This is a genomic window from Bacteroidota bacterium, from assembly GCA_018831055.1.
Taxonomy (GTDB): Bacteria; Bacteroidota; Bacteroidia; order Bacteroidales; family B18-G4; genus M55B132.
Genome location: JAHJRE010000069.1, coordinates 1 through 13,572 on the forward strand (window position 1 = coordinate 1; position 13,572 = coordinate 13,572).

The window sequence follows — 13,572 nt, forward strand, 5'->3', positions numbered from 1 at the left end:
AGAAAATCCCAACACCATGTTCGTAGGATACAAGAACGTCTGGCGCTGTAACAATGTTAAGGCACCAACAGGTCAGATTTCCTGGGATAAAATCTCCGACAACCTTGCAGGAAGCAATTCCTCTAACATGGCTGTCCTGGAACAATCTCCCGCCGACCTTAATATCCTTTATGCTGCCCGTTACGACAGCCGGCTTTTCCGAAGCGATAATGTCAATGATCCTATGCCATCCTGGAATGATATAACTTCGTACATGCCGGAAAACATGACCCCAACCGATGTGGAAGCTCACCCATTTCTGCCCGGTGTGGTTTACATGACCCAGAACAACCGCGTTTACAAATCATCCGACCGGGGCTATAACTGGGAAGACATCTCCGGCACACTACCGAACGTACACCTTAGCAGCATTGCTTTCTATAAAAACAGCCAGGATGGCTTATATATCGGCTCCGATGCCGGCGTTTTTTATCGCGACAGCTCCATGGACGACTGGATATGGTTCAACAACGGCCTGCCCGTTGATGCCTCGGTGAATGAAATTGAGATTTATTACCATCCCGACAGTGTTTCCGGTGATGTGATACGCGCAGGAACATACGGCCGCGGCCTCTGGAGCTCCGACATGTACTATGCCGAACCCGAAGCCGCTTTTATCGCCAGCGATACCCTGATCCCTCCGGGTTGTGCGATCGATTTTACCGACCTCTCCTCCGGTGTGCCCCATTTCTGGGAATGGACGTTCGAAGGTGGGTTCCCGGGTACTTCAACTGATAAAGATCCGGCCGGAGTTATTTACAATACTCCGGGAACATACAGTGTCAGTCTGACTGCATGGAACAGCGCAGGAACAAGCTCTGTTACCTACACGCACTATATCACCGTCAGCGAAACCCTGATGCCCGTTACTGCTTTCACCGTTAATGATTCTGTGCCCTGCTTCGGTAATACCTTGTATTTCACCGATAAAACCCTCCATTGCCCCTCATCCTGGAGATGGATGTTCATCCCCGACGATGTAACCTTCCTGGAAGGTACCAACGAATACTCTCAGAACCCTGTTGTTGAACTAAACCAGGCGGGAGCTTATTCGGTAACCCTCATCGCAGAAAATGCCAATGGATCGGATACAAAGTCAAAACCGGATTATATCCTGCATGGTGGATATAGCATCCCATTCGCTGAAGATTTTGAAAGTGGGCTGGATGCAAAATCATGGACTGTCATCAATCCCGACCGGGGCATCACATGGGGCATACACGAAGTGGCCGGAACAACTCCCGGTAACCATGCCACCTGGATGAACCTCTTCGATTACTATTCACTCTATCCGAGAGATTATCTCGTATCACCGCCTATGAACTTCACTGGCTTTAATAACCTTAGCCTGACATTTGAACATGCCTATGCCCAGCGCTATTCACAAGTTGACTCCCTCATCGTAGCTGTATCGGGCGATTGCGGTGAAACATGGACCCGGATCTATGTCGGATATCCCGATGGCCAGGGATCCTTCGAAACCAGCGAACCGACCACGGAGTTCTTCCTTCCGCAATCGGAAGACGATTGGTGCGGACAAGGATACGGAGCATTATGCAATGTGCTGGACCTTAGCCAGTGGGCAGGGCACCAGAACATTAAAATAAGGTTCGAAACGGTTGGTAAATACGGCAACAACCTCTACATCGACAATGTGGAGATCAGTAATTCCGTTTCTGTAGGTGAAAACCTGATCACCGGCGATCTTTTTACTGTTTTCCCTAACCCTTCCGACGGTTCATTCACCATCAGAATGAACCACCCGGAATCCAGCCTTCAGGTTGAACTGCTGAATATGGAATCCCAAAGGGTATTCACTAAAACGATTTCAGGATTGAATGGAAATTATTCTGAGACCATCGACCTGAGCAATCTGTCTTCCGGGATTTACATCCTGAAAGCCTCAGGAAATCAAACCATGCAGGTGGAGAAGATCATCATCAGATAATCCCTTACCTGTGCCGTTATGCAATTATTCTACACTCCCGGGGTAAGCGGGGATGAATACATTTTTGAACCGGAGGAAGCCCGACATCTCCTCTGGGTGCTACGCAAGAAAATTGGAGACCAGGTACACCATACCGATGGCTTCGGAAATCTTTTCCATTCTGTCATCATTGACGACCGCGACAAAAACTGTATGGTCAGAATAAACAAGGTAGAAAGGGAATATGGAAAAAGGAATTTCCATCTTTGTATTGCCATTGCTCCAACCAAAAACACGGCACGTTTGGAGTGGTTCGTGGAAAAAGCAACAGAGATAGGCATCGACCGGATCATCCCCTTTTTCGGGGAACACTCCGAACGCCGGAACCTGAACAACGACAGGCTTGAAAAAGTCATTATCTCTGCCATGAAACAATCGGTTAAGGCTTATAAGCCCATCCTGGAAAAGGCTGTTGATTTTGAAAATCTTGTAAAGCAAGGGTATTCAGGACAAAAGTTTTTCGGATGGATGGGAGATGGCAATTCCATGAGCCTGGGAAAAGGATACAAACCCGGCAGTGATGTATGTATTCTGATAGGTCCGGAAGGTGACTTTAGTCATAATGAAGTTCAAATCGCTCAGGAACACGGCTTTGTTCCAATAAATCTCGGGAATAGCCGTTTACGAACTGAAACGGCAGCAATTGTTGCCTGTTCCTGGATAAACCTGTTAAATCAAACTGAATGAGATCATTATTGATATATGTTTTTGGGGTTATGCTTTTAATGCCCGCTGCCAACGCGCAAAAAGGGCTTCAAATCGCACTCCTGAAATACGCCGGCGGTGGCGACTGGTACGCCAATCCGACCTCCTTGCCAAATCTGATTAAATTTTGCAATGAAAACCTGGGTACTAACCTGCAATATGATTATGCCACCGTGGAAGCTGGTAGCCGTGAAATCTTCAACTATCCATTTATTCATCTGACCGGGCACGGCAATGTTATTTTTACACCACAGGAAGCTAAAAATCTACGCGAATACATGCTTGCAGGAGGATTTCTGCATATTGACGATAATTATGGTCTCGATCAGTATATTCGTCCCCAGATGCAAAAAGTCTTCCCTGAATACGAATTCGTCGAACTCCCTTTTGATCATCCTATCTATCATCAGAAATACGATTTTCCTAAAGGCCTGCCGAAGGTGCACGAACACGACAATAAAGCACCCCAGGGCTTCGGTATAATCCACGAGGGAAGGTTGGTCTGTTTCTATTCCTTTGAAAGCGATCTGGGTGATGGTTGGGAAGATGCCGCTGTGCACGGCGATTCGGAAGAAACAAGAATGAAAGCCCTGCAAATGGGAGCCAATATCATCCAGTATGTGTTTACCCAATAATCAGCTTACTGCCCCCTGAGCGCACGAATCTGTTCCTCGATCACTCTTATCTTGTCCTCGGCGTCGCTTTTCTTTTTCATTTCCATGGCAACCACCTGCTCAGGTGCGCCCTTGACAAACTTCTCATTACCAAGTTTTTTCATTACCGAATCCAGAAACCCCTGAGCATAATCCAATTCTCCCTGTAAACGGCTTATCTCGCCCTCAATATCAAGAGAATGGGCTACAGGAATATAGAATTCTGTCGATTTAACCAGGAAACTCAGGGCACCTTCTACTTTCTCCCCAACATATTCAATTGGCTCAAGATTGCAAAGCCGTTCGACAACCGGATGGAAAACCTCACTAAAATGATTATCGCCATTGGCTTTTATCTTTAATTCCAGTCTGTCCCTGTTAGGGATATTCTTTTCCTTGCGTATACTTCTGACAGAAACAATAATGTCACGAGCAAAATCAAATTTCTCCAGAATTCTCTCGTCCGCAACGTGTGATTTAGGTGCCAGGCATATCATAATGGAATCACCTTCCCCCCGTTCGCTGATTGTATGCCAGATCTCCTCTGTTATGAAAGGCATGAAGGGGTGTAACACTTGCATTAACTGCTCAAAGAAATCAACAGTAGAATCATAAGTTGTCTGATCAATGGGAGCCTGGTAATCGGGTTTGATCATTTCAAGGTACCATGAACAAAAATCATCCCATATCAGCTTATAAACCAGCATCAACGCATCAGATATCCTGTATTTGGCATACTGATCTTCCAGGATTTCCAGGGTGCTATTCAGCTTAGCCTGGAACCAACCTGAAGAAACCTTTGCATAATCCGGTTGGTCGATGGATTTATCAACCTTCCAGCTCTTAACAAGCCTCAGTGCGTTCCAGATTTTATTACTGAAGTTCCTGCCTTGTTCACAAAGCACCTCATCGAAAGGAAGGTCATTCCCTGCGGGAGAGGTCAGAAGCATTCCCACTCTAACGCCATCGGCACCGTATTTTTTTATGAGTTCAATAGGATCGGGTGAATTACCAAGGGACTTCGACATCTTCCGTCCCAGCTTGTCACGAACGATCCCCGTCAGATAAACATTACGGAAAGGGATATCCTTTCTGTATTCCAGTCCCGCCATGATCATCCTGGCTACCCAGAAGAAAAGTATCTCCGGAGCAGTAACCAGGTCATTTGTGGGATAATAATACTTAATATCAGGATTATCAGGATGCCTGATCCCGTCAAAAACTGAGATGGGCCATAACCACGAAGAGAACCAGGTATCAAGGACGTCTTCGTCCTGCCGCAGATCTTCATCCCTTAGTTCAGGTTGCTTATATTTTTCGCGGGCAAGTTGCAATGCCTCTGCTCTGGTTTTTGCGACTACAAAATCTCCATCAGGAAGATAATACGCCGGGATTCTCTGCCCCCACCATAACTGCCGTGAGATACACCAGTCGCGGACATTCTCCATCCAGTGCCGGTATGTATTCTTAAACTTGGCAGGATGAAATTTAACGGTCTCATCAATAACAACTTTTAAAGCCGGGGCGGCAAGTTCCTCCATCCTCAGAAACCATTGAATCGATAACTTGGGTTCTATCACTTCATCTGTCCTTTCAGAATAACCCACCTTGTTGATATAATCCTCAACTTTAACCAGATATCCTTTCTGCATCAGTTCTTCAGCTACCAGATCCCTGGCTTTAAAGCGATCCTCCCCGATAAACAACTCTGCCTGCTCACTGAGTGTGCCGTTATCATTGAATATATCAATAGTCTTTAGCTTATGCTTAATACCCAGGTTATAGTCGTTGATGTCGTGGGCGGGAGTAATCTTCAGGGCGCCTGTACCAAACTCCCTGTCAACGTATTCATCCACAATTACGGGTACCGGACGATTTACCAGAGGCACGATCACCTGCTTACCATGGAGATGCGTAAATCTCTCATCCTCGGGATGCACACAAACAGCAGTGTCTCCAAGTATGGTTTCCGGTCGAGTGGTGGCAATCACGATCCAGTTCTCCTTTTTATCAGGATCATCGCCTTCCTTACCTGCCACCCTGTATCTGACATAGTAAAGTTTTGAATTGACTTCCTTATAATTTACCTCTTCATCCGAAATAGCAGTCAAGGCCCTGGGATCCCAGTTGACCATCCTCACCCCACGATAAATCAGTCCTTTGTTATATAAATCAACAAAAACCTGAATGACCGACTCATACAGTTCTTCATCCATGGTAAAACGGGTTCTGTCCCAATCACATGATGCTCCCAGCTTTTTCAATTGCTCCAGGATAATGCCTCCGTGCTTTTCTCTCCACTCCCATGCATGTTCCAGGAACTCTTCCCGGGTAAGACTCGCTTTATTAATACCCTGTTCCTTTAAACGGGCTACCACTCGTGCTTCCGTGGCAATGGAGGCATGATCGGTCCCGGGCAACCATAAGGTATTTTTACCCTGCATCCTGGCCCGGCGGACCAATACATCCTGGATAGTGTTGTTCAGCATATGTCCCATGTGAAGGACTCCTGTTACATTCGGAGGAGGGATCACTATGCAATAAGGCTCACGCTCGTCAGGCTCCGACCTGAAAAAACCTTTCTCCATCCAGTATTGATACCATTTGTCTTCTACCAGCGCAGGGTTATATTTGCTTGGGATTTCCATATTTCTGATTTTCCTTGTCTTACAGGTCGCCAAAATTAATAAAAATAGGACAGAGGTTGCCCCCTGTCCTGTATCTTAATGAAAAAATAAACTCAGTGCTTAATCTTTGTCTTTACAGTCTTTGTATTCCATCTTCTTCCCATTCATGCATGGTAGTTTTATATTTTGCAATTGAACCAGCTTATCGAAACCACCAAGCTTTTCCAGGTTGATATTGCCTTTCATATAGATAAAATTAGCATCTTTCCCCTCCCGGGTGATTAATACTGCTTCCTTGATATTGTTATCCGAACCTCTGTTGACATATATACTAAAGGTTTCTTCCTCGTCAATAATAGTCACAACTTCAATATAAGGCGGCTGTGAAAGGATGGAGCTGAATTCTGCAAACGATTTTTCACTTTTTTTCCGGTTCTTTTCGATGCTGATCATCCTCACAACTTCGAGGTTATTGATTACATAATTCATCCCTTCATTCCCTTCCGATTCAATCTTAATATCGTTTGATTGTAATTGGGTGTAGGTTACATCATCCATTTCACCAAACGATTTGGTAAGCTTATCGAGGGAACTGTCCTGAGCAGCCAGATAGGCCGGTAACACAAATAAAGCAGTGATCAGGACAAAATAACATTTTAATGTTTTCATTGATTCAGGATATTACTTATCATCTTTATTTAATTCTTCCAGTTTCTCCATGCCTTTCATATTCATGGATTTCGACAGCTTGGATATTGTGTTAATATCAATACTGCCAACGATGCTGATAAAACCGGTCTCCTCATTAGAATCGATCAGCATAAGCATTTCACCAAAAGTCTTGTCTCCTTTTTCCTTTACCATGAATCTAACGGTTTCGGATCCTTCTTTTACCAGCATAAGTTCTTTGTATCCATCCAGATCGAAATCCTGGATCCTGGCCTTGAACTTATCAAAATCCTTCACATCGCTTTTATCGGCCATCAGTATCCTGATAAAATCCAGTTTGCTCATGGCATCGATCATTTCTTTAGCTTCAGGATCATCCGTTTCGACGTTCATTTGAGACATCATACTGAATAATTCCTTGGAGATATGGACAGTAGTATAACCCTCCTTACCGCTATATTCCTTAAACATAGCATCGGTAGGACTGGATTGAGCCCATGTAATTACAGGAGTTGCAAATAATGCAATAGTTAAAAAAATCAATATTCGTTTCATTGTTTTCATAGTTTATGGCCTCATGTTACTGGGCCGGGTTTTTAATTATTTTATCTAATTTGTTGTATTTATCTATTTTGTTTGCCTGGCTGAGCCCATCATTGAACAGGCTTAGCTTTTCCATTTCAGCAACACCCTGATCAAAGCTTGATAAGGGCTGGAGCTTTTCTGTTCCCTTGTTAAAATTCCCGGAAACATAAAGCAATATTTTTTTCGCTTCATTATAGGCTATGGTTGGGTCTGAGAGAGTATCTTCAATGGTGCTGGTAAAGGGATTGAAGCGGGTGAATATTGTTATCAGAATGAGTATGGTAGCTGCAGCAGCGATTGCGGAAAAAATGATGGTTTTTTTTCTGATACGGATGTAAGCTATATTCCCGTCTTCTATTTTGTTCAGAATAATCCTGTCAAAACTATCGTCCGGTAAAATGTCTCCGGCTTCCTGGTCAATAGCATCAAACTGAGGTTTTACAGAAAGAAGATGGGCAGGAATATTTTCGGAACGGAAGAAATCCCTGATCTCACGGTCTTCCTGAAGAGAAGTTTCTCCGTTATAGTACCTTTCCAGTAGCTTTTCAATTCTTTGAGAATTCATAGGTATGTATTTTTATCAGTTCATCCCTGACTTTTTTTCTGGCGCGAGACAGGAGCACCCGGATATTGTTAAGGCTAAGCTGCATGATCTCCGCTATCTCATCAAAGTCGAGTTCCTCAATATCCCTTAATTGAATCACTGTTTTTTGTTGTTCAGGCAATCCGTTAATGATAGATTTAACAACCCTCACAGTATCTTTATTTTCCATTTTTGCCGAAGCCGTATTATCAGCCCTGTCGTGATATCCTTCTTCGAAGGAGGATTCTTTCCATTTGCTGGATTTCAGCTTATCGAGGCAAAGATTCCGGGTCATGGTCAAGGCAAAAGCCCCGATGTTTCTGTATTGTGAAAGGTCTTCTCCTTTCGACCATAACCTGAGCATCACTTCCTGGATAGTATCCCTGGCTTCTTCTCTGTTGTTCAGCAGGCGGAATGCCAGACGGTACAACTTGTCTTTCAGCGGTAATACTTCGGTTTTAAACTCCTCCAGCGTCATTTCAAAAAGATGGTTTATTATTCTGACGATTAGTTTATAAAGATATTACAGTGTGATCATAATATATGCAAAAAATCAAAGAGAGTTTTTTCATGACCAGAGAAAACGATTTTCCAGATATGTTTAAGGCTGTTAAAACAGAAGAATAACAACTTTAACCATCAGGAAACTGCATTTCCCAAAGGGGAAAATAGGACTTGCAAAACCCGGTTTTTTGGTTATTTTTGTACGTTTTATCTGCGAGGGCGTAAAAATCCGATCAGGCAATTTTAAAAATAATATTCACCAAAATCTAAGATTATGCTTAAAGAACATCCAAAAGGGCTTATTGTAGCCTTTTTTGCCAACATGGGGGAAAGGTTCGGCTTTTACACGATGATGGCCATCCTGGTTCTTTTCCTTCAGGCAAAATACGGTTTGACAGAAGAGCAAGCCGGAGGCTATTACAGTTGGTTTTATTTCGGCATATACGGTTTGGCTCTGGTTGGTGGCTTGCTTGCCGATGCCACAAACAAATACAAACTGGTTATTCTTGCCGGTATCATTATCATGTTCGCAGGATATGCCATAATAGCTATTCCTGGTATGTCATTGGCCGTAACCCTGACCGGTTTATTCACCATCGCATTCGGTAATGGTTTATTTAAAGGAAACCTTCAGGCGGTGGTCGGACAGATGTACGATAATGAGAAGTACTCCAAGGTACGTGACTCTGCTTTTATGATTTTTTACATGGGTATCAATATCGGAGCTTTCTTTGCACCATTTGTTGCTACCGGTGTCAGGAACTGGTTCCTGAAAACACAGGGATTCCTGCATGACGGAAGTCTACCTGCCATGTGTCATGCTTATCAGAAAGGTGAGCTTGCAGATATTCCGGCTTTCCAGGCTCTGGCCGACAAGGTCACCGGAACTCAGGTTGCCGATCTGTCAACATTCGCAACTGATTACCTAAGTGCATTCTCCGTAGGATACAATTACGCATTTGGAATCGCAGCCATTGCAATGGTTATTTCCTTGCTGGTTTATGTCATTTTCAACCGCTATCTGCCCAATAAGCAAAGAAAACCAAAAGTTAAATCTGAGGCAGTTGCCGGTAATGGTAGCTTTAGAATGGGCAAACAGGTTACAAGCGGCATTTTTGCAATACTTATAGGAATTGTAGCTTCCGTTGGAATCTGGTTTGCCTCCGGTAATGTTGATATCGCATTCGCTGTTGGTCTTTTTATTGTATTTGCTATCTGGATTGTACTGATCTCCACAAAAGAAGAACGTCCCAGAATATCTGCCCTTATGCTGGTGTTTATCGTGGTCATTTTCTTCTGGATGTCATTCCACCAGAACGGATTGACTCTTACTTTCTTTGCTAAAGACTATACCGTTAAAGAAGTTGGGGCATTTACGCATATTTTCTTCAGTCTGCAGTCGATACTGGCATTCATCGGAGCAGTGGCCGGATTTTTCATCATCCTGCTCCGCAAAAAGATGACCGATAAGATTATCGGATTGGCAATGCTTGTTGGATTGGGTTATCTGACCTATTATTTTGTCAGCAGTAACCACCCGACAAACAACCCCATCGCACCGGAAGTGTTCCAGTCGTTCAACCCCTTGTTTATCGTTGCATTGACCTTCCCGGTTATGGGTGTCTTCGCATGGCTCAGAAGGAAAAACATCGAACCTTCTACACCAAAGAAAATCGGTATCGGTATGATCATTGCCTCTTTAGGATTTGTAATCCTGCTGATAGCATCGATCGACGTGATCTCCCCCCATACACTTCAGTATACTGATGCTATGGGCAATGTAAAGTACGAACCTGTACCAGATTCTTCGCGTGTTTCACCATATTGGTTGATAAGCAGCTACCTCGTGCTCACCATCGCTGAGCTGTTCCTGAGCCCTATGGGTCTTTCCTTTGTTTCTAAAGTAGCACCGGAACGTTTCCAGGGTTTGATGCAGGGCGGCTGGCTTCTTGCAACTGCTGTTGGCAATAAACTGCTCGTCGTCGGTAGCTTCTTCTGGGGAAAACTGGATCTGTGGGAGCTTTGGGCAATCTTCATAGCCTGCTGTATCCTCTCGGCAATCTTCATCTTTTCCATCATGAAACGCTTGCAAAGAGTGACACAGGGAGCTTAAGATACTAGTGTAAAATATGCTGCTTCTTAAGATTTAAGGAGTAGTTGTTTTCTTCATCGTTTGAGGCTGCCTGACGGCAGCCTCTTTTTTATTTATTTTTGGCGATTATGAGATATCCCTGGGGACATCAACGCCGCTTTAATGCCTATGCACAATACTTTAAGAAAACCTTCGGAGGCAGGGTTCAGAAAATTAGTATTGATGCCGGTTTCACCTGCCCGAACCGCGATGGAACAATAGGGACTGGCGGTTGTACCTATTGCAACAACGATGCCTTCAACCCCTCCTATTGCGATCCTGATATTACTGTCGCTGAACAGATTGCAGAAGGAATTAAGTTTCACACTAACCGTTACCGCCGCGCAGAAAAGTACCTGGCATACTTTCAGCCCTATTCAAATACATACGCTTCCCTCAAAGAACTCAGAGAAATTTACGATCAGGCCCTCTCATTCCCCGGGATTATTGGCCTTGTCATCGGAACCAGACCCGATTGTATTGACCTGGAAAAACTTAAGTATTTCCAGGAACTGTCGGAAAAATACTATATCATCCTTGAATACGGAATAGAGTCCTGTTATGATAAAACACTACGAAGGATAAACCGCGGACATACATTTCAGCAATCCATAGAAGCTATCTGGATGAGTGTTGAATTCGGACTAAAAACCGGTGCCCATCTTATCTTTGGCCTGCCCGGTGAATCCCGCGAAGAAATGCTCGATGAAGCAGATATCTTATCCAGCCTGCCCCTCGATACCATCAAGTTCCATCAGCTTCAGATCGTAAAAGGGACTCCAATGGCCAAAGAGTATGAAAATGAACGAAACAGCTTTAATTTGTTCAGCCTGGATGAATATGTCGATTTCATAGTTACTTTTACCGAAAGACTTAATCCCGATATCGTCATCGAACGTTTTGCCGGGGAAGTGCCACCCCGCTTTCTCATCGCTCCCGACTGGGGATTGATCCGCAATGATCAGATTTTGGACCTGATCGAAAAAAAACTTGAAATCATGGATACCTGGCAGGGCAAAAAATACTGAACTTTGCCACGATATTACATCTAAAAAATTTACCATGAATATTGATATTGCAACCATTGCTTCCTTTATCAGCAAAATTGAATTATTTCGCGGGCTGGATGAAAGAGAGATCGAAATTGTCGCTACAAGTACCCTGATTAAATCATATACCCCCGGCTCAGTACTTTTCAGTGAAAGCCAATACAGACAAGGTATTTTTATTATTTACGACGGTAAAGTTGAGCTTTATAAAACCAATCCTGAAGGCGAAGAGAAGAAACTTTCTCTTTTCGGCCCTTTCGACTTCCTGGGAGAAGGTGCGCTTACGGAGGATTCACCTCACTCAACCTCAGCAAGGGCAATTACACGTACCACTGTTTTTGTTATCGACCGGGATTTTTTCAATGCTAACGGCCCCATATCCCTGAAGATATTCTCCAACATCGCCAGGGTGATCACTCGCAGGATGCGGCAGGCTAACGCCAGAATGGTTGCCTCCGCCGCCCAATACGAATCCGGTATGACACGCCAGGAACACGACCTCCTGGGATACCGCCAGGTACCTAATGAATATTATTATGGTATCCAAACCCTGCGCGCAACCGAAAACTTCAATATCAGCGGTGTTACCCTGAACTTCTTTCCATTGCTTGTTAATGCACTAGCCGTGGTGAAAAAAGCCTCAGCCCTGGCCAATCATGACCTGGGTATGCTTCCCGATGAGATTACTAATGCCATTGTTAAAGCTTGTGATGAAATAGAAAACGGACGTTTCCAGTTTCATTTCGTGGTAGATATGATTCAGGGCGGTGCCGGAACATCGACAAATATGAACGCAAATGAGGTTATTGCTAACAGGGCTCTTGAAATCCTGGGATATAAAAAAGGTGAATACGAACATTGTCATCCAAATAACCATGTAAACCTTTCACAATCAACCAACGATGCTTACCCAACTTCGGTTAAACTGGCTCTATTCTGGGAAAATGAATCACTGATCTCAGGATTGAAACTCCTGATTGAAGCATTGCATGATAAGGAAAAGGAATTTTCTCACATCATAAAAATGGGGCGAACGCAGCTTCAGGATGCTGTGCCTATGACCCTGGGGCAGACCTTCGGATCCTTCGCCACCAGTTTGACTGAAGAAATTGCCAGACTCCAGGAAAACGCCCGTCTCTTCCTGACTGTTAACATGGGAGGTACAGCCATCGGAACCGGCATCAACGCAGACCCGGAATTTGGTAAGATTTGTGTTAAACACCTAAAAAAAATAACCGGACTGGATATCCGGCTTGCAGATAACTTAGTCGAAGCCACACAGGATACAGGCAGTTTTGTAATGTACAGTTCCGCTGTAAAAAGCCTGGCAATAAAACTTTCCAAGATAAGCAACGACCTCAGACTCTTGTCTTCCGGTCCGCGGGCAGGACTTAACGAGATTAACCTACCCCCTATGCAACCCGGATCCTCAATCATGCCCGGAAAAGTTAATCCCGTAATTCCTGAAGTGGTGAACCAAATCGCCTTTAAAGTAATAGGCAACGATATGACAGTCGCACTGGCATCCGAGGCAGGACAGTTAGAGCTGAATGTCATGGAACCTGTGATCGTACAAAGCCTCTTCGAGTCGGTGGAAATGCTTAAAAATGGAATGAATACGTTGTTGCACAGGTGTATCCGTTTCATCACCGCAAACGAGGAGGTTTGCCGCCATAATGTGCAAAACAGTATAGGACTGGTTACTGCTCTGAATCCCTATATCGGCTATGACAATTCCACTATTGTAGCTAAAGAAGCACTTGAAAAGAACCGCAGTGTCTACGACCTGGTCCTGGAGAAAAAACTCCTCAGCAAAGCAGAACTGGATAAAATTTTGGATCCGAAAAATATGATATAAGATCGGAGATCGCAGATCGGAAATCAGATCTTCGATCTGCGATTAGGAGTGTTCAAAACAAACTAAGCAACAATAAAAGTTCTTTGCAATTTTTAAAATAATTAGGTTGCTAACAAATATATGATAGATATTAACTATAAACTTCTTAAATATTTCATAAAAACATGGATATCAACATTTAA

General features: G+C 44.0%; 11 protein-coding genes. 6 read left to right on the forward strand and 5 right to left on the reverse strand.

Features of this window, described 5'->3' with window-relative positions:
- The 3 genes from KKA81_04000 to KKA81_04010 all read left to right on the forward strand — a co-directional run.
- A partial coding sequence (locus KKA81_04000; GenBank protein ID MBU2650076.1) for a PKD domain-containing protein occupies positions 1-1,987 on the forward strand: 1,987 nt, incomplete at its 5' end.
- 18 nt (positions 1,988-2,005) lie between these two features.
- Positions 2,006-2,713 (forward strand): 16S rRNA (uracil(1498)-N(3))-methyltransferase, encoded by a 708-nt coding sequence (locus KKA81_04005; protein MBU2650077.1) that lies wholly within the window; start codon positions 2,006-2,008, stop codon positions 2,711-2,713.
- Positions 2,710-3,366 carry a DUF4159 domain-containing protein gene (locus KKA81_04010; protein ID MBU2650078.1) on the forward strand — a complete coding sequence of 219 codons (657 nt, stop codon included), beginning with the start codon at positions 2,710-2,712 and terminating at the stop codon, positions 3,364-3,366. The genes KKA81_04005 and KKA81_04010 overlap by 4 nt, the downstream gene beginning before the upstream one ends.
- Positions 3,367-3,371: 5 nt before the next feature.
- On the opposite strand, the gene KKA81_04015 is transcribed toward KKA81_04010, so the two are convergent.
- From KKA81_04015 to KKA81_04035, 5 genes are all read right to left on the reverse strand, one after another.
- On the reverse strand, positions 3,372-6,032 hold the full coding sequence (locus tag KKA81_04015; protein ID MBU2650079.1) for a valine--tRNA ligase: 2,661 nt from the start codon (positions 6,030-6,032) through the stop codon (positions 3,372-3,374).
- A 99-nt stretch (positions 6,033-6,131) separates the two neighbouring features.
- A complete protein-coding gene (locus KKA81_04020; protein MBU2650080.1) occupies positions 6,132-6,680 on the reverse strand; it encodes a DUF4252 domain-containing protein in 549 nt (182 codons plus the stop codon).
- Positions 6,681-6,692: 12 nt separating this feature from the next.
- Positions 6,693-7,235, reverse strand: coding sequence for a DUF4252 domain-containing protein (locus KKA81_04025; GenBank protein MBU2650081.1), 543 nt, complete (start codon positions 7,233-7,235; stop codon positions 6,693-6,695).
- Positions 7,236-7,260: 25 nt separating this feature from the next.
- On the reverse strand, positions 7,261-7,830 hold the full coding sequence (locus KKA81_04030) for a hypothetical protein (protein ID MBU2650082.1): 570 nt from the start codon (positions 7,828-7,830) through the stop codon (positions 7,261-7,263).
- Positions 7,811-8,326 (reverse strand): RNA polymerase sigma factor, encoded by a 516-nt coding sequence (locus tag KKA81_04035; GenBank protein MBU2650083.1) that lies wholly within the window; start codon positions 8,324-8,326, stop codon positions 7,811-7,813. The genes KKA81_04030 and KKA81_04035 overlap by 20 nt, the downstream gene beginning before the upstream one ends.
- 300 nt (positions 8,327-8,626) lie before the next feature.
- Between KKA81_04035 and KKA81_04040 the strand changes: the two genes are divergently transcribed.
- From KKA81_04040 to aspA, 3 genes are all read left to right on the forward strand, one after another.
- The gene (locus KKA81_04040; protein MBU2650084.1) at positions 8,627-10,465 is read left to right on the forward strand and encodes a peptide MFS transporter; all 1,839 of its coding nucleotides are present in this window, start codon (positions 8,627-8,629) and stop codon (positions 10,463-10,465) included.
- Between the two features lie 107 nt (positions 10,466-10,572).
- Positions 10,573-11,511 carry a TIGR01212 family radical SAM protein gene (locus KKA81_04045; GenBank protein ID MBU2650085.1) on the forward strand — a complete coding sequence of 313 codons (939 nt, stop codon included), beginning with the start codon at positions 10,573-10,575 and terminating at the stop codon, positions 11,509-11,511.
- 34 nt (positions 11,512-11,545) lie between these two features.
- Complete coding sequence (aspA, locus tag KKA81_04050) at positions 11,546-13,390, forward strand: aspartate ammonia-lyase (protein ID MBU2650086.1); 1,845 nt, start codon at positions 11,546-11,548, stop codon at positions 13,388-13,390.
- Positions 13,391-13,572: the final 182 nt, after the last annotated feature.